Raw genomic sequence first — 23,719 nt, 5'->3', positions numbered from 1 at the left:
CTACTTCCGGCGTCGGTGGTGCTTTCGGGGCGAGGTCGCGATCATGAACATCCACGATAAGGCGGCGAAGGGTACTGCGAAGCCCAGCGCGACACTGACGGTCGAGAACAAACAGGTCGAACTCTCGGTCCGCTCCGGCACGATTGGTCCCGACGTCATCGACGTGGGTAACCTTTACAAAGAGACGGGCTGCTTCACCTACGATCCCGGTTTCACCTCGACGGCCAACTGCAAAAGCTCGATCACCTATATCGACGGCGATAAGGGCGAACTGCTCTATCGCGGTTATCCGATCGATCAGCTCGCCGAGAACACCAATTTCCTCGCGGTCTGTTATCTACTGCTTTACGGCGAGCTGCCGACGAACGGCGAGTTCATCAACTTCCGTAAAACGATCACGAACCACACGATGGTTCACGAGCAGATGACGCGCTTCTTCACCGGCTATCGCCGCGACGCGCATCCGATGGCGGTGATGGTCGGCACGGTCGGCGCGCTGTCGTCTTTCTATCACGACTCAACCGACATCAACGATCCGGGCCAGCGCGAGGTCGCGAGCCATCGGATGATCGCCAAGATGCCGACGATCGCGGCGATGGCTTACAAGTATTCGATCGGACAGCCCTTCATCTATCCGCGCAATGATCTCGACTACACGTCGAACTTCCTGCAGATGTGCTTCGCCGTTCCGTGTGAGCCGTACATCGTCAACCCGATCATTTCGCGCGCACTCGACCGCATTTTCATCCTGCACGCCGATCACGAGCAGAACGCTTCGACGTCGACGGTGCGCCTTGCGGGCTCGTCGGGCGCCAACCCGTTCGCGTGTATCTCGGCCGGCATCGCCTGCCTTTGGGGTCCGGCGCACGGCGGCGCGAACGAAGCCGCTCTCAACATGCTGAAAGAGATCGGCACGGTCGATCGCGTGCCGGAGTACGTGAAGAAGGCCAAGGACAAGACCTCGGGCTTCCGCCTGATGGGCTTCGGCCACCGCGTTTACAAGAACTACGATCCGCGCGCGAAGGTCATGGCGAAGACATGCCACGAGGTGCTCGACGCCCTTGGCCACAAGGACGATCCGCTGCTCAAGGTCGCCATCGAGCTGGAGCGGATCGCGCTTCAGGACGATTACTTCATCGAGAAGAAGCTTTACCCGAACATCGATTTCTATTCGGGCATCACGCTGCGGGCGATGGGCTTCCCGGTCGACATGTTCACGGTGCTGTTCGCCGTGGCACGAACCGTCGGCTGGATCGCGCAGTGGAAGGAAATGATCGAGGATCCCGAGCAGCGCATTGGCCGTCCGCGCCAGCTTTACATCGGACCGGCGCGGCGGGATTTCCCGGCCTAAGCTTTCAGAACGGACAGGACGACGTCAGCCGCCGCCTCGCTTGGGTTCGAGGCGGCGAGTTGCATGTTCTGCGGCGCGAGCTTCAGACCTTCGAGCTGTGCCGCGCGCTCGGGCGTATCGCCGATCAGCGGCTGCAGGGCGGATGCAAGAATCTCCGGCGTGCATTCCTCTTGTAGAAACTCGGGATAGACGTTCCTGCCGATCACAAGATTGGCAAGCACGATGCTCGGCACCTTCAGGAGAAAGCGCAGGTTGGCCATGATCGCGTCGACCTTGTAGGCGACGACGGCGGGCGTCTGCGCGAGGGCGAGTTCAAGCGTTACGGTTCCGGAGGCAGCGAGAGCGGCGCGCGCAAGGCGCATCGCCTGGTACTTCTCTTCGCTATCGATGATGTGCGGGCGAATTTTCCAAGCCGCGGTTTTCGCCGCGATACGCTCGCGCAGATGGCGAACGGCTGGGATGACGACCTCGATCGGCCCGGCTTTCTCCGAGACGAGAGCGACGGCGCCGCCGAAGACATCGATGAGGCGTTCGACCTCGGACGTGCGGCTGCCGGGAAGAACGAGGAGAACGGGACGGGCGGGGTCGAGTTTCAATCGCGCGGCGAGCGCGGCTGCATCCGCATTCTGAATCTGGTCGAGCTTCTCGATCAGCGGATGGCCGACATAGGTGCACTTGGGGCCGCCAAGCCGGGCGTGCGCGTCGGGCTCGAAGGGCAGCAATGCGAGGATATGATCGACGTAGGGCCGCATCTTCTTGGCGCGACCCGGCCGCCAGGCCCACACGCTCGGGCTGACGTAATCGACGATCGGAATATTCGGCGCGCGCTTGCGAATGCGCTTGGCGATCGGATGCGTAAATTCCGGACTATCGATGATGACGACGATGTCGGGCTTGAAAGCGATCGCGGCATCCACCGCCTGATAGACGCGTTTCACGATGCGCGGAAGCTTCGGCAGGATCGACAGCGGGCCCATCACCGCCACGTCTTCGAGCGGGAAGATCGATGCAAAGCCTTCCTGCGCCATGTCATCGCCGCCGACGCCGGCGAACTCAATCGGACCATGATAACGCTGCCGCAGGCCGCGAATGAGCTTGCTGCCGAGCGCGTCGCCTGAATGCTCGCCCGCGACGAGAAAAATCTTCAGTGGCTGCGTTCCCGATCTCAATTCCTTGCTCCGAGGGGTGCTTGCGTCAACCCGTGCGGCGACAGATAGGCCCATCTTGTCTGCCGCGCGTATGACACTCTCGTTCACATCGGCATCGCTTGCGACGACGATGCCGACAAGATTTGCAGCGCTGACGCTCTGCACCAAGCCCTCATCGAGCACCTGCCCCGTTGCGAGCGCGATAATGCCTTTGCGACGCTTGTTGCTGCCTCGCAGTCCGGCAACGCGCGCGACGACTTCGCTTGCCGTGTCGGCAGCCCCAACTGAGATCACGCGTCCGCCGTCAATCACCACGGCGGAGCCGGTATCGAACTCTGATAGAGACGCCAGGATGCCCCCAGCGCGGTCGGCATCTCGTTCGTTGTCCGAGGCGAAAGGCACGGCTCCAAGACTGACGAGCTTGCTCTTTGTCGCCAGGGCGGCCGCGTGACCGCGCTCCGCCTGATCGCGGATGCCGACGATAAAGATTCCCCGTTCGTCGGCGAGCTTCACCATCTCTTCGCGTTCGGCAGCCAGAACGTGTCCGGCCATGACGGCTATTCCGGCCAATCCGGCAGCGTCGGCGTTCTTGACGGTGTTGGGTCCGATTGCGGGAAGATCGACGCGCAAATCCTGGCCGGGTTTCGGGCGCTTCACGAGCACGCCACGGCGTTCGCGCATGCCGCGTGCCTGCCGATCCTGGGCGACGCGTTGGAGCATGCGATCCGTGCCTTCGGCGCCTTCGATTGCTTCGATCCGGCCATCGCTGACGATTGCGGCCTGGCCGATATCAAACCGGCCCAGAGCAGCGATGAGAGAAAAGCCGCGTTCGATATCGGCGGTGTCTCGACCGGTCAGATTGGCTGTCGTGAGGGGGCCTTCGCCGACGAGAAGCTCGGGCGCGACATCACCCACTCCGACGACGCCGAAGCCGTGCCGGTTCAATACTCCTATCAAGCCGCGCAGCACGGCGTCGTCGCCGCCTGCATTGAGGAGCCGCAGCACATGGGGCAACTCGCGGAAGAATGTGAAGTCCGGCCGGGCGTTGCGGAAGTTCGGACGGGAGCCGCCGCCGAGAATCAGAATGTCGTGGATCCCAGCCTGCCGCAGGGCGGCGGTGGTGCGTCCCAGCTGCGCCCAGTTGACGGCGGTATGGGGAAAATCGACGAGCGTCGAGCCGGCGCCGTCGACCATGATGATGTGAACCGCGCCGCCACGTCGGACGATGCTTGTGGCAACTTCTCGAGGGAGCGAGCCGGCGCCGGCAATGATCCCAATGCGCTGCATGGCTCAGCCCCTCTTCGGGCTCAATCTTCGGCGCCGTTCTTCGGCGTGCACAGCGAGCGCTTGCCGCCTTCGCGAATGAAGGCAAGAATTTCCTGAACCGAAGCGTGCCCGGCGAACTCCTCGGCGACGTCGTCCATCCGCTCAGACAGCGTGCCCTCAGCGGCGAATAGGAGGCGATAGGCGCGGCGCAGATCGTGGATATCGCTGCGCGAGAAGCCCCGACGCTGCAAACCGACGATGTTGAGGCCCGAAAGGTAAGCGCGATTGCCGAGCGCCATGCCATAGGGAATGAGATCGTTTTCCAGACCCGACATACCGCCGACGAACGCGTGATGGCCGACACGGGCGAACTGGATCACCGCCGCCCCGCCGCCGAGAATGGCGAAGTCGCCGACGTTGCAGTGGCCGGCGAGCATGACGTTATTGGAGAAGATGACGCCGTTGCCGACGCGGCAGTCGTGGCCGACGTGGCTGTTGGCGAGGAAGGCACAGCCGTTGCCGACGGTCGTCACCGATCCGCCGCCCGCGGTGCCGGGATTCATCGTCACGCCTTCGCGAATGATGCAATCGGAGCCGATCGACAGCGAGCAGGGCTCGCCCTTGTATTTCAGATCCTGCGGCTGATGGCCGATCGAGGCGAACGGAAAGATGCGCGTGCCGGCGCCGATGTCTGTGGTGCCTGCGACGACGACGTGGCTCAGGAGCTCGACCCGCTCGCCGAGCTTGGCCTCGCGGCCGACGACGCAGAACGGGCCGATCTTCACGCCTGCGCCGAGTTCGGCGCCGTCCTCGACGATGGCCGTCGGGTGGACTTCTACCTCAGCCATTTGCGCTCGCAAACGCGCGCGCGTCAGCGGTATCGGCGAGCATGGCGCTGATCTCGGCTTCGGCGACGACCTTGCCGTTGACGCGGGCTTCGCACTTGAATCGCCAGACGCGGCCGCGATTGCGAACTTTCTTCACGTGATAATGAAGCTGATCGCCAGGGAGCACGGGCTTGCGGAATTTGGCATTGTCGATGCCCATAAAATAGACGAGTTCGGCCTTGTAGTCCTGGCCGACGTTGGAGACGCAGAGCGCGCCCGCCGTCTGCGCCAGGCCTTCGATGATCAGAACGCCGGGCATCACGGGGAACTGCGGGAAGTGGCCCTGGAAAAACGGCTCGTTGATCGTGACGTTCTTCAAGCCGACGCAGCTGTCGTCGCCGTCCATGTCGTAGATGCGGTCGACGAGCAAAAACGGATAGCGGTGCGGCAGCAGCTTCAGGACTTTATTGATATCTGCGGTACCAAGAACTTTGTCCGCCGTCGCCTTGCCGTCCATCGTCGTCTGCTCCAAATTTTTTCCGACCGGTCGCACGCGCCCACTTCAAAGCGTCAGTCTGCGCCCGACTCCGGTGATCCGTCGTCATAGCTTTCTTTGTCACGCGCGACGAGCCGCTTGATCATGGCTTGTTCACGCGCGGATTCGCGCAGCGGCTTCGCCGGGGTGCCGAAATAACGGGCGCCCGCCGGGACGTCGTGCGTGGGATGCGAGGCTCCGCCGATCTGGGCGCCGCTGCCGACCTTGATATGGCCAACGGTTCCGGACTGGCCACCCATAATGACAAAGTCACCAAGCTCGGTGGATCCGGAGATTCCGCACATCGACACGAGCACGCAGTGCCGACCGATGATGACGTTGTGCGCGATCTGGCAAAGATTATCAATTTTCGTGCCTTCGCCGATGATCGTATCCTTAAGAGCGCCCCGGTCTACGGTTGTATTTGCTCCGATTTCGACGTCGTCCTGGACGATCACACGGCCGATTTGCGGGACTTTGAGGTGTCCGGCGCGGCCCAGGGCGAAGCCGAACCCGTCCTGGCCGATGCGAACGCCGGAATGGATGATGACCCGGTCGCCGACGAGCGCATGCGTCACGGTGGCCAAGGGACCGATGAAGCAGTCGCGCCCGATCGTCGTGCGGGCACCGATCACGGCGCCGGCGGCGATGCGGGTGCCGCTGCCGATCTGGGCTTCGCGGCCGATGACGGCACCGGGCTCGATCAGGACGCCCTGTTCGATTTGCGCGGTTGGATCGATGGGCGGCGCGCCGGGCGTGCTGACCATCGGGTGCATGGAGCCGGGATAGAAAAGCGCGAGCGCCAGGGCAAAGCCGTGATAGGGCTGCGGCGTGACGAGCGGCACCGTTCCCGCGGGCACCCGATCGGCCAGCGAGGGGATCACAAAACACGCGCCAGCCTTGGTCGCATCGAGCTGGGACAGGTATTTCTTGTTATCGATGAAGGAGACGTGCTGCGGGCCAGCCTCGTGCAGCGGGCGCACGTCCTCGATGCTTGAAGTCGTATTCGCGCCTGGTGGGATCTGGGCGCCTGCGGCGGTCGCCACTTCAGACAGCGTATGCGGCCCGGTGCGCTCGAAAAAACCGGGATGCTCCATGGCGCCGCGCCTCCGGCACGCGATTGTTTCAGATCGGTGATGTGTGGACGTTGAATGGACGACCCGGCGGGCGTTGGCAAGCCCTTCGGAGGAATTGCCCCAAGCCGCGCCGCTAAACCCCGGAAAAGCAAGAGCGGCACCTTCCGGCACCGCTCTGATCGCGAGCGCATCGGCGGGCCAAGATCGAGACCGCGCCGTGAGCTGTCCTTAGAACTTCGACTGGGCGCCGAAGCGGAAGAACTGCGTCTGGTCGTAGCTTTCCTTGGTCAGGACCTTTGCGAAGTCCATGCGCAGCGGTCCGACAGGCGAGTTCCACATGATGCTGCCGCCAACCGACGAACGGACTGAGTCGCTGTCTTGGAGGGCACCAGGATACCCAGCCAAGGCTTTCTTCGCGCCGCCCGTTGCATCCCAAAGCGAACCGGCATCTGCGAAGACCGCACCGCTCAGGCCAATGTCCTCGGGAATCCAGGGCAACGGGAAGCGAACTTCAGCCGTCGCGGCCCAGTACTTCTGGCCACCCAGGGCGTCTTTGTTTGCCGACCCCACGTCACGTGGACCGAAGCCAGACGTATCGAAGCCGCGCACCGTCTCGCCGCCCTTGAAGTAGGCGTCCAAGAGGCGAACATCCTCGCCGCCCCAGCCCTGGATCATACCGCCGACGGCGCGGCCAACGAACGTGATCTTTTCGGTGATCGGATAGTAGAAGCGGCCTTCCGCGTTCACCCGCCAATACTGAGCATCGCCCCCAAGACCGGCGAAGTCGTTGGCCACTTCGATGTAGTAGCCGCGAGTCGGATTGGCTGGAATGTTGCGCTGGTCGTAGCTGATCGTCGTGCCGATAAGCGATGTCCAGTACCCGCTATCCTGACAATTCGGGCTACCAGTACGCGTCGGGTTAGGATCGCCGCAAGCTTCTTTAATCGCGAGCGAGGCGTTGTCCTGGACGTTGAAGATCTCGTCACGCGAAAGGGCGTAGGAGGTCTGCACCCAGAGCTTTTCAGCAATTGGGAAGCCAAGACGGACGTCGCCACCGGCCTTGCGCTGCTCGAAGCCCGAATAGTTGGTGTAGTCGAGCTGTTTGAAGAACAGGTCAAAGCCCGCTGACAAGTTGCGGTCAAGGAAGCGCGGTTCGGTGAACGAGAGGTCCACCTGCGCGCGTTCGAACGAACCCGCAAGCTTCAAGCGTATGAACTGGCCGTTGCCGAACAGGTTGCGCTCGGAGATCGAGATGTCGCCGATGACGCCTTCACTCGTCGAGTAGCCCGCACCGAACGAGAGTTCGCCCGTCGACTGCTCTTCGACCACCACGTCGAGGATGACGCGGTCAGGCGCGGAACCGGGACGCCGCTTGATATCGACGGCCTTGAAGAGGCCGAGTGCCTGCAAGCGCTTCTTGGCGCGATCGACCATCAGCGAGTTGAAGGCGTCGCCTTCAGCCAAGCGGAATTCGCGACGGATGACGAAATCCTTGGTGCGCGTATTGCCGATGACGTTGATGCGTTCGATGTAGATCCGCGGGCCTTCGTCGATGACGTAGGTGATGGCGATCGTATGCGTCGCGGCATCCGGGATCGGACGAGGACGAACGCGTGCGAACGCGTAACCCTGGTCGGCGACGTCGAGCGTCAGCTTTTCTGAGGTCTTGTCGATCTGCGAAGCGTCGTAGACCGCGCCACGTTGTGTCAGAAGATCGCCCGTCAGGCTGTTGGGATCGACGCCCGGCAGCGAGCTTTCGACGTTGATTGCGCCGAACGTATAGGGCGCACCCTCGTCGATGGCGAAAGTGATGATGAAGCCCGTGCTGTTAGGATCGATTTCGGCATTGGCAGCCGTCACGGACGCATCGGGATAGCCGTTCTTGAGGTAGAACTGGCGAATGAGTTCCCGGTCGAGGTTCATGCGGTCCGGGTCGTAAATCGACGTGCCTTTGAGGAAGTCGAACCAGCCGACCTGCGTCGTCGAGATGACGTCGCGCAGCTGGCTGTCGGTAAAGGCATGGTTGCCGACGAAGTTGATGCCCTTGACCTTCGTGGCCGCGCCTTCGGTGATTTCGTAGACGAGGTTTACGCGATCCTGCTCGAGCTGGATGATCTTCGGCTCTACGCTGGCGGCGAAAAGACCCTGGCGGCGATAGACGTCGAGGATGCGCTGGACGTCGGCCTGGGCCTTGGCGCGCGTGAAGACAGAGCGCGGCTTCAGCTGGACTTCGCCGATGAGGGTCGCGGTGTCGACCTCGCTGTTACCCTCGAAGGCGACCTGGTTGATGACCGGGTTTTCCTTCACGGTCACGACGACCGTCGAACCCTTGTAGTCGATGCCGACGTCGGCGAACAAACCGGTGGCGAAGAGAGCCTTGATCGACGCGTCGACCTTGGATGCGCTGTAGGGATCGCCGGTGTTGAATTGCAGATACGAACGAACTGTCTCCGGCTCAACCCGACGGTTGCCGACGACTTCGATGCTCTTGATCACGCTCTGAGCAAACGCAGGGCCTGACGTCCAGGCCGCATCTCCCATCGCGATCATCGGCGAGAGGGCAAGAAACGCCACTAGAAGGCGCAACCCCGCCAAGATGATCTTGAATTTCTGCATACGCGGAATTGCCCCCGTGTGCCGCCGACCCCCAATTTCACATGCGAGCTGTCGGCGGCAGCGTCACACTCATGCGTCTTGATTTGGCGTCTTTTATTGTCGTTTTTGGCGGTTCGTTTCTTCTTGGTCGTGTTCTTGTGAAGTCCCCGGATCGCAACACGCTTCCCATCAACCTCAACTCGGCCCCCCGAGTCGAAATCATAACGTACTGCGCAGGATACCGCTTTTAACGATTCAGAAAGCCCCCGCAAAGTTGTAAGTTTACGTCACTCGCACATGATTCTTCTGAACGTCAGCCTGTACCGGTCAGACGACGCCAAACGTTCATAATGTCGTTGAAATTCACGAAAACCATCAACATCATCAGCAGCGCCAGACCGACCTGGAAACCCATCTGCTGCAGACGTTCGCTCGCCGGTTTCCGCCTGATGGCTTCGAAGGCGTAGAACATAAGGTGACCGCCGTCGAGCACGGGAATCGGTAGCAAATTCAAGAAGCCGATATTGGCCGAGATGAAGGCGATCCATCGCAGCATCGGCTCCCAGCCGAGCTCGGCGACCTTGGCGGTCACCTCAGCCATCATGATCGGGCCGCCCATCTGCTCCGCCGATTGACGTCGCGTGATGATATCGCGGAGGCCGGCCAGCGTTTGGGTGATGTTGCCGTAAGTTTCGCTCACGCCCAGCATGACAGCCTGCGGCACACTGACGTGAACCGTCCGAACCTTGTCGGGCGCGACCGCCCGCTGGATTCCGATCAGGCCGCGCCGGAACGTGCGACCCATCGCGTCGCGCTGCTCGTCGACGTTTGGTGTCGCCTTGAGCACAATGTCCTTGCCGTCGCGCTCGACGGTGAATGACAGCTCTTCGCCGCCGCTCGAGCCGACGATGCGCTGCAGGTCGTCAAAGCGGTCAATCTTGGCGCCATTGATCGCAAGGATCATGTCGCCGGCCTTGAAGCCGCCCCGTTCGGCGGGTGAATTGGGAACGACCGCGTCGACCAGCGGCGGCAGGATGTGCATGCCGACCGTGGCGTTGAGCGCGGAGTAGAGCACAATGGCCAGGATGAAGTTGGCGATCGGACCGGCCGCAACGACGGCTGCGCGCGCCCCAACCGACTTACCGTGGAACGAGCCAGCGCGCTCCGCAGGCGAGAGCGTCTTGCCGCTTCCGAACGAGGCCGCGTTTTCGTCATCGATGAATTTGACGTAGCCGCCGAGCGGGATCCAGGCGAACCGCCAGCGCGTGCCGTATTTATCGTAAAATCCATAGATTTCAGGACCAAAGCCGATCGAGAAGGCTTTCACCGTGACGCCGCACCAGCGCGCGACGAGGAAATGCCCCAGCTCGTGGACGAACACGACAAGGGTCAGGACGAGCAGGAACATGATTCCGTACTGCCAGACCCAGCCGACCAGCGTCGCCAAAAAATCCATAGGTTCGAAGTCCCTGGTACTGATTCGTTTTACTGCAAGCAGCCGAGATTAGGCGCGGACCGGCTCAATAGCCACTAAGTTTCTCGTAAGAAAGAACGCGCGCGAGTTCATCGACGGCGAGAATATCGTCGAGGCTGGCGGCCGGACAGATGGCGCCCTGACGCTCGGCGGCATTCAACGTCTCTTCGACCAGAGCGGCGATATCGAGGAATTTAATGCGGCGGTCGAGGAAGGCTTTGACCGCGATCTCGTTGGCCGCGTTGAGGACGGCCGGGCCGGTGTCGCCGCGGCGGAGCGCCGCCTTCGCGACCCGGAGCGCGGGGAAGCGGTCCTCGTCGGGGGCCTCGAACGTCAACGTGGCGAGGCGCGCGAGATCGAGCTTCTCGGTCGGCGCGGCCATACGATCCGGCCAGGCCAGCGCGACGGCGATCGGCGTGCGCATGTCGGGCGAGGCCATCTGCGCCAGCACGGAGCCGTCGACGTAACTCACCAGGCAATGGACGATCGATTGCGGATGGACGATGCAATCGAGCTTGTGCACCGAAACCGGAAAGAGGTGGAACGCCTCGATCAGTTCGAGGCCCTTGTTCATCAGCGTGGCGCTGTCGATGGTGATTTTGGCGCCCATAGACCAGTTGGGATGCTTGAGCGCCTGCTCGGGGGTTGCCGCCGCGATCGCCTCGCGCGTCCAGGAGCGAAACGGTCCGCCGGACGCGGTCAGGACGATCTGGTCGATCGATTGTGGATCGGCGCCGGCCAGGACCTGGAATGCAGCCGAATGCTCGCTGTCCACAGGAAGGAGTTCGGCACCGAAGCGCTGGATCGCGGATATGAATACGCTTCCGGCCGAAACGAGGCATTCCTTGTTCGCAAGCGCCACGCGCGCGCCTTGCGAAGCGGCGGCGAACGTTGGCTTCAGGCCAGCTGCACCGACGATCGCGGCCATGATGCAGTCGGCGGGCTCAAGCGCCGCATCGACCAGGGCGGATGAGCCAGCCGCAGCCCGAATGCCCGTTCCCGCCAGCGCCTCGCGCAGTTCATCCAAGCGCGCTTCATCGCCGATGACGGCGAGCTTGGCGTTGTGACGGCGCGCCAATGCCGCCAGTTCCTTGGCGTTCGACTGGGCCGTCAACGCGACGACTTCGAAGCGTTCCGGCGTGCGCGACACGAGGTCGAGCGTGCTGGTGCCGATCGAGCCTGTCGCGCCAAGCACGGTGAGCCGCATCGGTCGCGAAGCATCGACGCGCGGGCGCGCTTCCGAGGATCGTTCCGGCAATCGATATGGGACGCTTGCAGTGACTGCCATTCCGCTACGATCCGTATAAAAGCGCGCGCGCGGGCGCGAATGCGTCGATAGAAAAGCCGATCAGGGCAGCGGCGATGCTCGCGGTGACGAGACCGTCCATGCGATCCATAAAACCGCCGTGCCCGGGAATGAGTCCGCCTGAGTCCTTAAGACCGAAATGCCGCTTCAATGCGGATTCGGCGAGATCTCCCCACTGCGCGACGACACCCAGCGCGAGGCCGAGGCTCGCCAACCAGAATGCACCGCCGGTGCCGGAGACATAGGAAAAAAGCGCGCCGGCAATCGCCGCCGTGCCGATGCCGCCGAGCAAGCCGGACCATGTCTTATTCGGCGAAACCTCCGGCCACAACTTCGGTCCGCCGATCGTCCGGCCGGCGGCAAAGGCTGCGACGTCGGTAACGGCGACCGACAGGATCACGAACAGCGTTGCGAGAAAGCCAAGCGTCTCGTCGCTTCGAAGCCAGCCCAGCGCGATGACAGGCAGCGCCGTATAGAGCACGCCGGCGCTCGACAGGCGCGAGCGGCCGGACCCGGTCGCCAGCGCTCCCACCACGACGGCGCCAACAATGCTGGCGATAACGGCCATGCCAGCCATATCGCGCGCGGTCAGTATCGCGGCGGCGAGGACTGTCAGAATGTGGATGACTAGACCGCTGTCGGGCATCGTTCCCCTCACAATGCGGCTCCATTCCCAGCTCATCGCCGTGGCGACCAAGAACGTGAGCACCGCGAATGCGCCCGGGCTCCAGTAAAGCATGGCAAAGGCGACGATGCCAATCGCGGTCCCGGAGACAACCCGCAACCGCAGTTCAGGCGGGAGAAAATCCAATACGCCGCCGAGACTTCGCTGTGGTTCTTCTGGGCTTGCTGACGGCATGGGCGATCCTCAGGCCGTCGATACTTTGCTCAAGCCGCCGAAGCGGCGCTCGCGCGAGCGGAATTCCGCGATCGCGGCTTCGAAAGCAGCTTGATCAAAATCCGGCCAGTAGCAATCAAGAAAGACGAACTCGGAATAGGCCGTTTGCCATAGGAGGAAGTTCGAAAGCCGCATTTCGCCCGAGGTGCGGATGAGAAGGTCAGGGTCGGGGATACCGGACGTATCGAGTGCGTTCGCCATGCGCTCGACGGTGATCTCGGAGGGATGGAGTTCGCCTGCGGCGACCTTTTCCGCGAGCTTGCGGGCGGCGCCGGCGATTTCGCTGCGCGACCCGTAATTGAAAGCGATGACGAGCGTGAGCTTGTCGTTGTTCTGTGTGAGTTCGACCGCTTCATCGATCAGCGTCATCAACTCGCTTTCCACGTGCGAGCGTTGGCCGATCATCCGTATACAAACGCCGTTCTTGTGCAGGTCCGCAAGGTCTCGGCGGATGAAGCGCTTCATCAGCCCCATGAGATCATCGATCTCGTCGATCGGCCGCTTCCAGTTCTCCGACGAGAAGCTGAAGATCGTGAGATAGGTGACCTTCAGTTCGATTGCTGCGCGGACGGCGCGGCGCACCGCTTCGACGCCTTGGCGATGACCGAGCGTTCTCGGCAGGCCGCGTTCGCGGGCCCACCTGCCGTTGCCATCCATGATGATGGCAACGTGCTTCGGCGGGAGCAGAGAACCGGGCCGATCATCGCTTGGCTTGGCTGGTGGCGCCACTATCGCATGGCCCTCTGGAATTTAATTCTCAAGCAGTCATACACGGCATCACGCCAGCAAAACGGCCTAGATCGTCAAACTTTTTGAATTTCCGCTTCTTTTGCGACGAGCGTGGCATCGACCTCCTTGATCAGCCGGTCGGTGAGTTCCTGCACCTTGTCGGAATTCCCCCGCTGCTCGTCCTGGCTCATTTTGCCGTCCTTCTCAAGTTTCTTGAGAAGGTCCATGGCTTCGCGGCGCACGTTGCGCACCGAGACCTTCGCCTGCTCGGCGTACTTGTGGGCGAGCTTGACGAGTTCCTGGCGACGATCGGACGTGAGCGTCGGGATCGGCAGCCGCAGGATCTGACCGTCCGTAATGGGATTGAGGCCTAGGTTGGCTTCGCGGATCGCCTTGTCGACGGCGATGACGTTGCTGCGGTCCCAGACCTGGACCGTAATCATGCGCGGCTCAGGCACCGAGACGGTCGCGACCTGGTTCAGCGGCATGCGCGAGCCGTAGACCATCACCTGGACGGGGTCGAGCAGGTTGGCGCTGGCGCGCCCCGTGCGCAGACCCGAAAACTCGCGCTTCAGGGCGTCGAGCGAGGCGCGCATGCGCTTCTCGATTTCTTTGAGATCGTAAACTGCGACAGACATTTCCTAATTCCTTCCCGCGCGCCTCGAACCCAATGCGTCGCGCCAGTCGAACAGCAGCAAGACAAGGGGTTAAGCGGTTCAGCCGGTTCCCTCGATAACGGTCTGCCGGGCCTCGCCGCGCAGCGCCTTCAAGAGATTGCCCGGTTCTTCGATAGAAACCACAATTAGCGGAAGTCCATTATCCCGGGCAAGGGCAATGGCCGCCCCATCCATGACTTTGAGATCATTCGCTAAAACTTGAGAATAGCTGAGCCGGTCGTATCGTACTGCGTCCTTATGTTTCTTCGGATCGGCAGAATAAACGCCGTCTACCTGGGTGGCCTTCAGGACCGCATCGCAATTCATCTCGATACCGCGCAAGACGGCGGCGGTGTCGGTCGTGAAGAACGGATTTCCGGTGCCGGCGGCGAAAATTACGACCTGGCCGCGGGCGAGATAGGACAGCGCCTTGGGGCGAACGTAGCTCTCACAAACCGTCTGCATCGGGATCGCGGACAGAACTCGGGCGGGGACGCCCAGGCGATCGAGGGCGTTCTGGAAGGCCAGGGCATTCATTACAGTGGCCAACATTCCCATGTAGTCGGCCGTCGCGCGGTCCATGCCCTTGGCAGCGCCCGAGAGACCGCGGAAGATGTTGCCACCGCCGACGACGACCGCGATTTCGGCCCCGGCCGCCACGGCAGAGGCGATGTCTTTGGAAAGGCGCTCGGCGACGGTCATGTCGATGCCGTAGGCCTGTTGGCCCATCAGCGCTTCGCCGGAGAGCTTCAGAAGGAGCCGCTTGTATTTAAGGCCCTGCGCGCCACTCATCCGTTCGCTCTCCCTCGGCACAAGATACGAAAAACCGGCCGATCACGATGACCGGCCGGTGGATACCTAACCCGCGCTGGCGATTCAGGCCAGCGGCATGCCCCAAGCCAAGTTGGAGCAATGCCACAGACGTCAGCGGCCGCCGCTCGCGAGCTTGCGGACTTCTTCGCCGAAGTCCTCTTCCTTCTTGTCGATGCCCTCGCCCAGCGCATAGCGGATGAAGCCGGTGACCTTGATCGCGGCGCCGGCCGTGCTTTCCGCTTCCTTGACGGCTTGGGCGACCGTTTTGGACGTGTCGTGGATGTACTGCTGCTCGAGCAGGCAGTTCTCCTTGGCGAAGGCCTTGATGCCGCCGGAGATGATCTTTTCGAGAACGTCGGGCTTCTTGCCCTGGTTCTTCTCGGCGAGGATTGCCTTCTCGCGCTCGAGCACTTCAGCCGGGACGGCCGAGATATCGAGAGCGATCGGGCTTGCCGCGGCGACGTGCATCGCGATCATGCGGGCAATCTCGAACAGGCTCGGCTCATCGCCCGCGCTTTCAAGCGCAACGAGCACGCCGATCTTGCCGAGGCCATCGGCAACGCGATTATGCACGTAGTCGGCGACGACGCCTTCCTTCACGGCGAGCGATGCGGTCCGACGCAACGTCATGTTTTCGCCGATGGTCGCGACAGCTTCCTGAAGTTGCGTCTCGACGGTATTCTTGGTGCCGGGGTAGGTGGCGGCAAGGAGTGCCTTGAGATCGCCCTTGGCGGCGGGCGCGAGGCCGGCGATGTCGCGCACCAGCGTCTGGAACTGCTCGTTGCGCGCAACGAAGTCCGTCTCCGAGTTGACCTCGACCACGGCGCCTTCGCGGCCCTTCGCGACGATACCAATGAGACCGTCGGCGGCGATGCGGCCCGACTTCTTGGCAGCCTTCGACAGACCTTTCTTGCGGAGCCAGTCAACGGCAGCTTCGATGTCACCGTTGGTTTCGGTCAGCGCGGTTTTGCAGTCCATCATGCCGGCGCCGGTCATATCGCGCAGCTTCTTTACGTCAGCGGCGGTGATCGTCGTCATTCCTGTCACCTATGAGGTTCGAGGCGCCCCGCTGGGCGCCTCATCAATGTTCATTCACGTTCGCGCTTCAAAAGCGCGTCAGTTTGATGTCGGTTTGCCAACGCGAATTAGACGCTGGCAGCCTCGACGAGCTTCTTGGCCTGACCGACCCAGTCTTCCTTGGTGACCTGACCGCGGAGCTTGAGCTGGCGATCCAACGCCTCGGTGTAGTCGGCGTCGAGGTCGGCGAGCTGCCAGAAGTGATAGACGCCGGCATCGTTGAGGCGCTGCTCGATCTTCGGCGTGACGCCGATGATGCGCTTGAGGTCGTCTGCTTCGCCGCGCGGAGCTTCGATGCCCTTGAAGGTAACCTTCGGCAACTCTTCGGCAGGCGGCGTTTCGGATGCACCGACGTCAACGCCAGAGGAGCCCTGCGAACGCTCCAGGCCATCGAGAGCCGCACGCGCCATCAGATCGCAGTAAAGCGTGATGGCACGGCCGGCGTCGTCGTTGCCGGGGACCGGATAGTCGATGCCGTCGGGATCGCAGTTCGTATCGACGATGGCGACGATCGGAATGTTCAGCTTACGAGCTTCCTGAATCGCGATCGATTCCTTGTTCGTATCGATCACGACGAGGAGGTCGGGCGTGCCGCCCATGTCCTTGATGCCACCGAGCGACTGGTTGAGCTTGTCGCGCTCGCGCGTCAGGTTCAGGATTTCCTTCTTCGTGCGGCCCTGGGGGTCAGCCAAGATGTCGTCGAGCTGACGAAGGCGGCGGATCGACTGCGAAACCGTCTTCCAGTTGGTGAGCGTGCCGCCGAGCCAACGGTGATTGATGAAGTACTGGGCGCTGCGCTTGGCGGCATCAGCGATGCCGTCCGAGGCCTGGCGCTTAGTGGCGACAAAAAGCACGCGGCCGCCGCCAGCAACAGTGTCAGAAACCTTCAGAAGCGCCTGGTGCAGCAACGGCACCGTCTGCGTGAGGTCGAGAATGTGAATTTTGTTGCGCGACCCATAGATGAACGGCGCCATCTTGGGGTTCCAGCGGTGAGATTGGTGGCCGAAGTGAACGCCAGCTTCCAATAGCTGACGCATGTTGAAGGCAGGAAGTGCCATCAGTACGTATCCTTTTCCGGTTAGACCTCCGCGAGACTTGAGAAGAGAACGCCAGCCTTTTCAGGAACTTAGCGGTTCTCCACCGGAGCACGATGCGGGGCTTTTCATCCGCATGGCGCATATGTCTCGCGTGTGAGATGGGCGGCTTATACGGGGGATCGGGCCGAAGTGCAAGTCAAGCCCAGGCCGTACAACGACTTGCATCGGCTACGGATGGCCTGGACTGGAAACGGGCCGGATGAGAAGTGCACCGCGACGGCCAATCGGGTCGCGGTGCGCTGATTTCTGATAATCCGAGTAGGAGCGCAGACCGCGCTCTCACTTGCACTTGGCGTCGAGGCCCGCGATGGCCTCGTCCATGGCCTTGGCTTCCGGCGAGCCATCCGCCGCGTCCTGTCCGGAATCCCAGGCGTTCTCGAAGTCTTCGCCCAGCGTCTTGAAATATCCGTCGATTTCGTTGCCGGCAGCTTCGGCTTTCTTCTCGTCATCGCCGACTTCGTCCATCTTCTTCGACATCGCGCAGTAGGCTTTCACCTTTGCCGGGTCGGAGGTGGCGGCTTCGAGATTTTTCTTGATGTCGGCTGCGCTGAGTTTCGGCGGCGCCTTCTCATCCTCCGCAGCGTAGGCAACAGCGGGGGCCAGAAGAAAAGCGGCGATCAAAGCAGCGTGGAATTTTGACATGTCTTCCCTCGTTTTCGCTAGCTCAGGGGGTGCGGAGCTATGCACACGAACTGTGTCAGAAGAAGGCAGCGCCGCAGCGCCACCTCCTACATGGTGCAGGCGCGGCCTACCAGGTGCGCCAGTAGCAACGGCGATGGCCATGCCGCCAGGCGCAGACCCACTTACGATGCTGGTAGTGGCGATGCTTGTAATAGCGCTTCGTGTAATAGACGTGCTCGGCGACCGTTTTTTCGCCATGAGCGCTGATGCCATTGAGGTTGGCGCCGGCAACGCCGGCATTCGCACTGCCAGCGGCACCGAGGGTGACGGCAGCGAGCACGGCTCCCGCGATCAAGCTCTTCTTCATTGGAGGCTCCTATCTCTTAAAAAAAGACGCGGTCTCTCACGTCTCGGATCTCTAAACGCGGCTCCACGATAAAAGCCGTCGATGAAGGGAAATAATTCGGGAAGTGTAGCTTTACTGCCCGCAACCAGCGGTGTCAGGTTTCGATAATTTCAGCCACGATGGGCAGTGCTTCGATGCGGATCGCCTCTCGCGGCGAGACGTCGTAGCGACCGGCGAGCACGAATTCCAATTCGCGATTGCGATCTTCGAGCGGAAGCACGATGCGAATTTCGCCACCGCGCGCATTTGGTTTCAGATACTTGCTGACGTCGGAGACCGGCGCGGCCTTGGCGATGACCGACTTTCGATCAAGCACCAGCTTCAAATTGCGCGGCACCGCGGATGCCGCCTTATCGAGTTCCTCGATCGATTGCACCCGCATTTTCATCGTTTCGCCGTCGCGCTCCGCCTCAACGGAAACGATTACCGGCGTTCCCGGCTGCAAGAGATCGCGGCACGCGGCGAGCGTGTCGGAAAAAATGACGGCTTCGAACTGGCCAGTCGCGTCGGAGAAAGTCGCGAAGGCGAACTTGTTGCCTTTCTGAGATCGGCGCTCGCGCGCGGCAATGACGATGCCGGCGAGCCGGCCTGCGGATGCTCCCCGCTGCACGAGGGCTTCAAATTCGCTGAATTTCCTGATGCCGAGTTTTGCCAATACGCGATCGTATTGATCGAGCGGGTGACCGGAAAGATAAAAGCCGATCGCCTGGAATTCTTCAGACAGCTTCTCCATCGCGGTCCACGACGGCGTCGCGCGAAGAACGAGATCTGCCGGTTTGCCGGCAGAGCCGAAGAGGTCGGTGGTACCCTGCGCTTCATCGGAGGTTCGTCGCTGCGCGGAGGCGAGGATCGTGTCGGCATTGGCAGCGACAAGCGCCCGGTTTGCGTTCAGCGCATCGAACGCACCGCCCTTGGCCATCGTTTCGACGGCGCGCTTGTTGAGCGCCTTCGCGTCGACGCGGGCTGCGAAATCACCGAGCGATTCATAGCGGCCGCCGGCGTTGCGCTCATTGACGATCGTCTCCACCGCGCCGGCGCCGATATTTTTCAGAGCCGCAAGCGAATAGCGAATGGCGCCGAGTTTCGCTCCTTCGGCCGGGGGTTCCACGCCAAAGTCGACGCCTGATTGATTGACGCACGGCGGCAGCATGCGGATGCCGGACTTGCGCGCTTCGGACGCGAACATCGCGAGCTTGTCCGTGTTGCCCATGTCGAGCGTCATGGAGGCGGCAAAGAACTCCTCGCGGAAATTCGCCTTCAGGTAAGCCGTGTGATAGCTGACGAGCGCGTAGGCGGCCGCGTGCGATTTGTTGAAGCCATAGCCAGCAAACTTGTCGACGAGTTCGAAGATGTAGATCGCCTCGTCTTTCTTCACACCCTTGCTGACGGCGCCTTCGACGAAGCGCGCTTGCTGCTTCGCCATTTCGGCCTTGTCCTTCTTGCCCATGGCGCGCCGAAGCATGTCGGCTTGGCCTAGCGTGTAGCCGCCCATCACCTGAGCGATCTGGATGACCTGCTCCTGATAAATGATGACGCCGTAGGTCTCCTTCAGGATGCCTTCCAGCATCGGATGGAGATAATCGACCGGTTCCTCGCCGTGCTTGCGATTGATGTAGGTCGGGATGTTATCCATCGGGCCGGGGCGATAGAGCGCCACCATGGCGATGATGTCCTCGAAGCGGTCGGGCTTTAGGCGCTTCAAGCTTTCGCGCATGCCTGTGCTTTCGAGCTGGAACACGCCGGCCGTATCGGCCTTCGCCAGCATCTCGTAGCTTGGCTTGTCATCGAGCGGCAGGCTCGGAAGATCGACAGTGATTCCGCGGACCTTCTTGATCAGCTGGACCGCCTTCTCCAGAACTGTGAGCGTTTTCAGACCGAGGAAGTCGAACTTCACGAGGCCCGCGGCCTCGACCATCTTCCAGTTGTATTGGGTGATCGGGAAATTGGATTTCGGATCGCGGTAGAGCGGCACCAACTCTTCAAGCGGACGATCGCCGATCACCATACCGGCAGCGTGCGTCGAGGCGTGCCGATAAAGGCCTTCGAGCTTTTCCGCGATCTCGAGGAGGCGCGCGACGATCGGTTCACGATCCCGCTCTTCCTGAAGCTTGGGCTCGCCGTCGATGGCTTCGCGAAGCGTTACGGGATTGGCCGGATTGTTCGGCACGAGCTTGCAGAGCCGATCGACCTGACCGTAGGGCATCTGCAGCACACGGCCGACGTCGCGCAGAACGGCACGCGCCTGCAGTTTGCCGTGCGTGATGATCTGGGCGACGCGATCGCTGCCGTATTTCTTCTGAACGTAATCGATGACGCGGTCGCGTTTTTCCTGACAGAAGTCGATGTCGAAGTCCGGCATCGAGATACGTTCGGGATTGAGGAAGCGCTCAAACAGCAGACCGAAGCGCAGCGGATCGAGATCGGTGATGGTGAGAGCGTACGCGACGAGCGAGCCCGCGCCCGAACCGCGACCCGGCCCAACCGGCACGCCGTTCGCCTTCGACCATTTGATGAAGTCGGCGACGATGAGGAAGTAGCCGGGAAACTTCATCTGCGTGATGACGTCGATCTCGTACGCCAAGCGCTTGTCGTAGTCCTCGACCGTGTAGCCTTCGGCGGTGCCGTGCGCTTCGAGCCGGCGCTTCAGGCCGTCGATCGCCTGCGCCTTCAGTTCGGCGGCTTCGAGCCGGAAGTTCTCGATCTCGCTCTGGCTGTCGTCGCCCGCCACGAAGCGCGGCAGGATGGGCTTTTTGCCTTCCGGGCGGAAGGCGCAGCGGATCGCGATCTCGATGGTATTCGCCAGCGCTTCCGGCAAATCCGCGAAGAGCGAAGCCATCTCGTCTTCGGTCTTCAGGTAGTGCTCGGGGCTGGCGCGGCGGCGATCATCTTCGACGACGTAGCGGCCATCGGCGATGCACAGCAGCGCGTCGTGCGCTTCGTAATCGGTGCGAGAGGCGAAATAACATTCGTTCGTCGCGACGATGGGAATGCGACGCGAATAGGCATATTCCAGAAGCTGCGGTTCGACTTCCGTTTCTTCGGGAAGGCCGTGACGCTGAAGCTCGATATAGAGCCTGTCGCCGAAAATCTTTTCGAGTGTCTTCAGGCGCTCTAGCGCGTGGTCGGGCTGGCCGTTGCGCAACGCGCTGTTGATCGGACCCTGCGGGCCGCCCGTAAGAGCGATCAGCCCGGCCGACAATTCTTCGAGTCTGCCGATCTTCACGTGCGGCGGCTCGTCCGGCGCAGCTTCGAAATTCAAAACTTTCGACAGCTTCATCAGATTGGCGAAACCGTCGGCGTTCATGGCGAGCAGCGCAAGCTTGCCGGCCGGCTTCACGCGCGGCTCGTTGCTCATAGCGCGGAGCGCCATCGGCCCGCTGTCGCGATTGTCGCCGAAATCGATGTCGAGCGTGGTGCCGACGATGGGCTGCACGCCCGCACCCCAGAGCTTTTCGGAAAACTCCAGGGCGCCGAAAAGATTGTTCGTGTCCGTCAGGCCGATCGCGGGAAGGTTCATCGCGGTCGCGAGTTTTGCGAGCTTGGCGATCGGCAACGCGCCTTCGAGCAGCGAATAGGCCGAGTGGACTTTCAGATGGATGAATCTCGGTGCGCCCTGAGCGCCGCGAATCGGAGCGTTCATGATCTATTTTGCGCGTTTTGGGCGCCTCTGTCTCTCGGCCAAAACGCAAGATAAACAATGGGATTGTCAGGCGCGACGCGCTTGGTCAATGGGTGCGCGACAGCGAGATCTCGACGAGCTGCCCTTCATGCACTTGCAGCACGCGATCCATGCGAGCCGCCAAGTCCATATTGTGGGTCGCGATCAGCGCCGCAACACCCTGGCGACGGATAACGTCGATCAGCTGCAAGAACACGTGGTCGGCCGTGTGCGGATCGAGATTGCCCGTCGGCTCGTCCGCCAGCAGGAGCCTCGGACTGTTCGCGAGGCCGCGGCAGATGGCGGTGCGCTGCTGCTCGCCACCCGAAAGCTCCGCGGGACGATGCTCGGCACGCTGCGCAAGTCCGACGCCCGCCAGCAATTCCCGCGCGTGCGCTTCGGCGACCTTCCTGCTCTTGCCGAGGATCAGCTGCGGAATGACCACGTTTTCCAGCGCGCTGAACTCGGGCAGCAATTGGTGAAACTGGTAGACGAAGCCGATCTCACGGCGGCGCAGACGCGTGCGATCAGCTTCCGTCATCGTCGCGCAGTCGCGACCGTTGACGATGACACGGCCGCTGGTCGGGGATTCGAGAAGACCCGTGATGTGGAGCAGCGTCGACTTGCCGGCGCCAGACGGGCCGACGAGCGCAACAGCCTGGCCGGGCCAGAGCACGGCATCGACGCCGCGGAGAACGACAATCTCCTTCTCGCCTTGGCGGAACGAGCGGGTGACGCCCTCAAGTTGCAGGATCGGCGCGCGCGGAGCGGGAGTATCCATGAGCATCACTCGTACCGCAGGGCTTCGACGGGATCGAGCTTGGAGGCCTTCCACGACGGATAGAGCGTCGCGATGACCGAAAGGACCAGGGCCATGATGACGATACCGCCTGTCTCGTGGATGTCGATCTCTGCCGGGAGTTTCGTGAGGTAATAGACGCTGGGGTCAAAGACCGTCGTGCCTGAAACCCAGGACACGAAATTCTTGATGTTTTCGATGTTCCAGCAAAACACCACGCCGATGACGAGGCCGGCGAGCGTGCCGACAACGCCGATGGATGCACCGGTGATGAGGAAGATCCGCATCACGGAACCCTTCGTGGCGCCCATCGTGCGCAGAATAGCGATGTCGCGCCCCTTGTCTTTCACGAGCATCATCAGCCCGGAGATGATGTTCAAAGCGGCGACCAAAACGATCAGGGACAGGATGATGAACATCACGTTGCGCTCGACCGCGAGCACGTTGAAGAACGTCTCGTTGCGCTGCCGCCAATCGTTCACTGCAATCGTGGGACCGCCGGCGTCCTTGATCAGGCCGTCGTAGCGGTCAACGTCTTCGGGATTGTCGACAACGACCTCGACGACATCGACCTCGTTGGCCTTCGAGAAATACTTCTGCGCTTCCGCCAACGGCATGAAGATCATCATGCGATCATATTCGGACATGCCGAGCTCGAAGATCGAGGTGATCTGATAGGCTTTCGAGCGCGGCGCCGTGCCGAAAGGAGTTGAAGCGCCGCGTGGCGAGACGAGCGTCACGGTATCGCCAAGCCCGACGCGAAGTTGGTTGGCGAGCCGCACACCCATCGCGATGCCGGTCTGTTTGTCGAAGCCGTCGAGCGTGCCCGCGCGCATGTTGCCCGCCACCAGCTTCAACGATTTCAGATCGCTTTCGCGCAGCCCGCGCACGAGGCCGCCAAGGGCCTGAGTGTTCGATGAGACCATCACCTGGCCTTCGATCACCGGCATCGCCACTTTGACGCCCGGCACCTTGCGGATCGAATTGGCGACGTCATCGTAGTTGGTGAAACGATCACCGACTTCCTGCACGATCACGTGGCCATTGAGGCCCATGATCTTGGCGAAGAGGTCGTGGCGGAAGCCGTTCATCACGGCCATGACGATGATGAGCGTCGCGACGCCGAGCATAATGCCGAGGAACGAAAATCCGGCGATGACGGAGATGAAGCCTTCCTTGCGGCGGGCGCGAAGATAGCGTCCCGCGATCATCCACTCGAACGGCGAAAAGGGCTTCGTGCCGCCGATGGCCTCGTGCTCCGCAGACATTGCAGCCGTCCCCCCACCGTGAGCTGTCACCGTCATTGTCGCTCCGTCACGTTGCCCCACTTCGCGCGCCGCATCGCAGCTCCCTGTGTCGCAGTTAAGGCCATTTCACCGGATTGCGG

The 23,719-nt window shown here is 61.9% G+C and carries 19 protein-coding genes; 1 reads left to right on the top strand and 18 read right to left on the bottom strand.

Going from position 1 to position 23,719, the window contains the following annotated elements; translation table 11 throughout:
* Nucleotides 1-43 precede the first annotated feature (43 nt).
* Nucleotides 44-1,351, top strand: a complete 1,308-nt coding sequence (gene gltA / locus EKK30_RS14010; RefSeq protein WP_290986085.1) for a citrate synthase — start codon at nucleotides 44-46, stop codon at nucleotides 1,349-1,351.
* On the opposite strand, the gene lpxB is transcribed toward gltA, so the two are convergent.
* The 18 genes from lpxB to EKK30_RS13915 form a co-directional block, all read right to left on the bottom strand.
* Entirely contained in the window at nucleotides 1,348-3,786 is a 2,439-nt protein-coding gene (gene lpxB / locus EKK30_RS18180) for a lipid-A-disaccharide synthase (protein ID WP_366927345.1), read from the bottom strand. The two genes, gltA and lpxB, sit on opposite strands and share 4 nt — an antisense overlap.
* A 20-nt stretch (nucleotides 3,787-3,806) precedes the next feature.
* Nucleotides 3,807-4,613: an acyl-ACP--UDP-N-acetylglucosamine O-acyltransferase gene (gene lpxA / locus EKK30_RS13995; RefSeq protein ID WP_290986083.1), complete on the bottom strand. Its 807-nt coding sequence runs from the start codon at nucleotides 4,611-4,613 to the stop codon at nucleotides 3,807-3,809.
* Nucleotides 4,606-5,109: a 3-hydroxyacyl-ACP dehydratase FabZ gene (fabZ, locus tag EKK30_RS13990; protein ID WP_290986082.1), complete on the bottom strand. Its 504-nt coding sequence runs from the start codon at nucleotides 5,107-5,109 to the stop codon at nucleotides 4,606-4,608. The genes lpxA and fabZ overlap by 8 nt, the downstream gene beginning before the upstream one ends.
* A gap of 53 nt (nucleotides 5,110-5,162) precedes the next feature.
* Complete coding sequence (gene lpxD, locus EKK30_RS13985; protein WP_290986081.1) at nucleotides 5,163-6,224, bottom strand: UDP-3-O-(3-hydroxymyristoyl)glucosamine N-acyltransferase; 1,062 nt, start codon at nucleotides 6,222-6,224, stop codon at nucleotides 5,163-5,165.
* Between the two features lie 207 nt (nucleotides 6,225-6,431).
* On the bottom strand, nucleotides 6,432-8,819 hold the full coding sequence (gene bamA / locus EKK30_RS13980) for an outer membrane protein assembly factor BamA (protein WP_290986080.1): 2,388 nt from the start codon (nucleotides 8,817-8,819) through the stop codon (nucleotides 6,432-6,434).
* Nucleotides 8,820-9,111: 292 nt separating this feature from the next.
* Complete coding sequence (gene rseP / locus EKK30_RS13975) at nucleotides 9,112-10,254, bottom strand: RIP metalloprotease RseP (RefSeq protein ID WP_290986079.1); 1,143 nt, start codon at nucleotides 10,252-10,254, stop codon at nucleotides 9,112-9,114.
* A 64-nt stretch (nucleotides 10,255-10,318) separates the two neighbouring features.
* The gene (locus tag EKK30_RS13970; RefSeq protein ID WP_290986529.1) at nucleotides 10,319-11,479 is read right to left on the bottom strand and encodes a 1-deoxy-D-xylulose-5-phosphate reductoisomerase; all 1,161 of its coding nucleotides are present in this window, start codon (nucleotides 11,477-11,479) and stop codon (nucleotides 10,319-10,321) included.
* A gap of 85 nt (nucleotides 11,480-11,564) precedes the next feature.
* Complete coding sequence (locus EKK30_RS13965; RefSeq protein ID WP_290986077.1) at nucleotides 11,565-12,437, bottom strand: phosphatidate cytidylyltransferase; 873 nt, start codon at nucleotides 12,435-12,437, stop codon at nucleotides 11,565-11,567.
* Between the two features lie 9 nt (nucleotides 12,438-12,446).
* Nucleotides 12,447-13,205, bottom strand: a complete 759-nt coding sequence (locus EKK30_RS13960; RefSeq protein WP_290986076.1) for an isoprenyl transferase — start codon at nucleotides 13,203-13,205, stop codon at nucleotides 12,447-12,449.
* 74 nt (nucleotides 13,206-13,279) lie between these two features.
* Nucleotides 13,280-13,843: a ribosome recycling factor gene (gene frr / locus EKK30_RS13955; RefSeq protein WP_290986074.1), complete on the bottom strand. Its 564-nt coding sequence runs from the start codon at nucleotides 13,841-13,843 to the stop codon at nucleotides 13,280-13,282.
* Nucleotides 13,844-13,921: 78 nt separating this feature from the next.
* On the bottom strand, nucleotides 13,922-14,653 hold the full coding sequence (gene pyrH / locus EKK30_RS13950; protein WP_290986073.1) for a UMP kinase: 732 nt from the start codon (nucleotides 14,651-14,653) through the stop codon (nucleotides 13,922-13,924).
* A gap of 132 nt (nucleotides 14,654-14,785) precedes the next feature.
* On the bottom strand, nucleotides 14,786-15,712 hold the full coding sequence (gene tsf / locus EKK30_RS13945; protein ID WP_290986072.1) for a translation elongation factor Ts: 927 nt from the start codon (nucleotides 15,710-15,712) through the stop codon (nucleotides 14,786-14,788).
* Nucleotides 15,713-15,819: 107 nt separating this feature from the next.
* Complete coding sequence (locus tag EKK30_RS13940; protein WP_290986071.1) at nucleotides 15,820-16,809, bottom strand: 30S ribosomal protein S2; 990 nt, start codon at nucleotides 16,807-16,809, stop codon at nucleotides 15,820-15,822.
* Nucleotides 16,810-17,127: 318 nt separating this feature from the next.
* Nucleotides 17,128-17,490, bottom strand: a complete 363-nt coding sequence (locus EKK30_RS13935) for a hypothetical protein (RefSeq protein WP_290986070.1) — start codon at nucleotides 17,488-17,490, stop codon at nucleotides 17,128-17,130.
* A gap of 106 nt (nucleotides 17,491-17,596) precedes the next feature.
* The gene (locus tag EKK30_RS13930) at nucleotides 17,597-17,836 is read right to left on the bottom strand and encodes a hypothetical protein (RefSeq protein WP_290986069.1); all 240 of its coding nucleotides are present in this window, start codon (nucleotides 17,834-17,836) and stop codon (nucleotides 17,597-17,599) included.
* A gap of 133 nt (nucleotides 17,837-17,969) precedes the next feature.
* Complete coding sequence (dnaE, locus tag EKK30_RS13925) at nucleotides 17,970-21,515, bottom strand: DNA polymerase III subunit alpha (RefSeq protein WP_290986068.1); 3,546 nt, start codon at nucleotides 21,513-21,515, stop codon at nucleotides 17,970-17,972.
* Between the two features lie 85 nt (nucleotides 21,516-21,600).
* Nucleotides 21,601-22,314 carry an ABC transporter ATP-binding protein gene (locus EKK30_RS13920; RefSeq protein WP_290986067.1) on the bottom strand — a complete coding sequence of 238 codons (714 nt, stop codon included), beginning with the start codon at nucleotides 22,312-22,314 and terminating at the stop codon, nucleotides 21,601-21,603.
* Nucleotides 22,315-22,319: 5 nt separating this feature from the next.
* Nucleotides 22,320-23,600: a lipoprotein-releasing ABC transporter permease subunit gene (locus EKK30_RS13915; protein ID WP_290986527.1), complete on the bottom strand. Its 1,281-nt coding sequence runs from the start codon at nucleotides 23,598-23,600 to the stop codon at nucleotides 22,320-22,322.
* Between the last annotated feature and the right edge of the window lie 119 nt (nucleotides 23,601-23,719).

The organism is Hyphomicrobium sp. (genome assembly GCF_003987855.1).
GTDB lineage: Bacteria > Pseudomonadota > Alphaproteobacteria > Rhizobiales > Hyphomicrobiaceae > Hyphomicrobium_B.
Note: the sequence above shows the minus strand (reverse complement) of the source record. Positions and strands in the feature narration are given on the sequence as shown.

Bases quoted from the DNA above. Each gene is read 5' to 3' on its own strand.
- gltA (WP_290986085.1), top strand. From the start codon at position 44: ATGAACATCCACGATAAGGCGGCGAAGGGTACTGCGAAGCCCAGCGCG.
- lpxB (WP_366927345.1), bottom strand. From the start codon at position 3,786: ATGCAGCGCATTGGGATCATTGCCGGCGCCGGCTCGCTCCCTCGAGAA.
- lpxA (WP_290986083.1), bottom strand. From the start codon at position 4,613: ATGGCTGAGGTAGAAGTCCACCCGACGGCCATCGTCGAGGACGGCGCC.
- fabZ (WP_290986082.1), bottom strand. From the start codon at position 5,109: ATGGACGGCAAGGCGACGGCGGACAAAGTTCTTGGTACCGCAGATATC.
- lpxD (WP_290986081.1), bottom strand. From the start codon at position 6,224: ATGGAGCATCCCGGTTTTTTCGAGCGCACCGGGCCGCATACGCTGTCT.
- bamA (WP_290986080.1), bottom strand. From the start codon at position 8,819: ATGCAGAAATTCAAGATCATCTTGGCGGGGTTGCGCCTTCTAGTGGCG.
- rseP (WP_290986079.1), bottom strand. From the start codon at position 10,254: ATGGATTTTTTGGCGACGCTGGTCGGCTGGGTCTGGCAGTACGGAATC.
- EKK30_RS13970 (WP_290986529.1), bottom strand. From the start codon at position 11,479: ATGCGGCTCACCGTGCTTGGCGCGACAGGCTCGATCGGCACCAGCACG.
- EKK30_RS13965 (WP_290986077.1), bottom strand. From the start codon at position 12,437: ATGCCGTCAGCAAGCCCAGAAGAACCACAGCGAAGTCTCGGCGGCGTA.
- frr (WP_290986074.1), bottom strand. From the start codon at position 13,843: ATGTCTGTCGCAGTTTACGATCTCAAAGAAATCGAGAAGCGCATGCGC.
- pyrH (WP_290986073.1), bottom strand. From the start codon at position 14,653: ATGAGTGGCGCGCAGGGCCTTAAATACAAGCGGCTCCTTCTGAAGCTC.
- tsf (WP_290986072.1), bottom strand. From the start codon at position 15,712: ATGACGACGATCACCGCCGCTGACGTAAAGAAGCTGCGCGATATGACC.
- EKK30_RS13940 (WP_290986071.1), bottom strand. From the start codon at position 16,809: ATGGCACTTCCTGCCTTCAACATGCGTCAGCTATTGGAAGCTGGCGTT.
- EKK30_RS13935 (WP_290986070.1), bottom strand. From the start codon at position 17,490: ATGTCAAAATTCCACGCTGCTTTGATCGCCGCTTTTCTTCTGGCCCCC.
- EKK30_RS13930 (WP_290986069.1), bottom strand. From the start codon at position 17,836: ATGAAGAAGAGCTTGATCGCGGGAGCCGTGCTCGCTGCCGTCACCCTC.
- dnaE (WP_290986068.1), bottom strand. From the start codon at position 21,515: ATGAACGCTCCGATTCGCGGCGCTCAGGGCGCACCGAGATTCATCCAT.
- EKK30_RS13920 (WP_290986067.1), bottom strand. From the start codon at position 22,314: ATGGATACTCCCGCTCCGCGCGCGCCGATCCTGCAACTTGAGGGCGTC.
- EKK30_RS13915 (WP_290986527.1), bottom strand. From the start codon at position 23,600: ATGTCTGCGGAGCACGAGGCCATCGGCGGCACGAAGCCCTTTTCGCCG.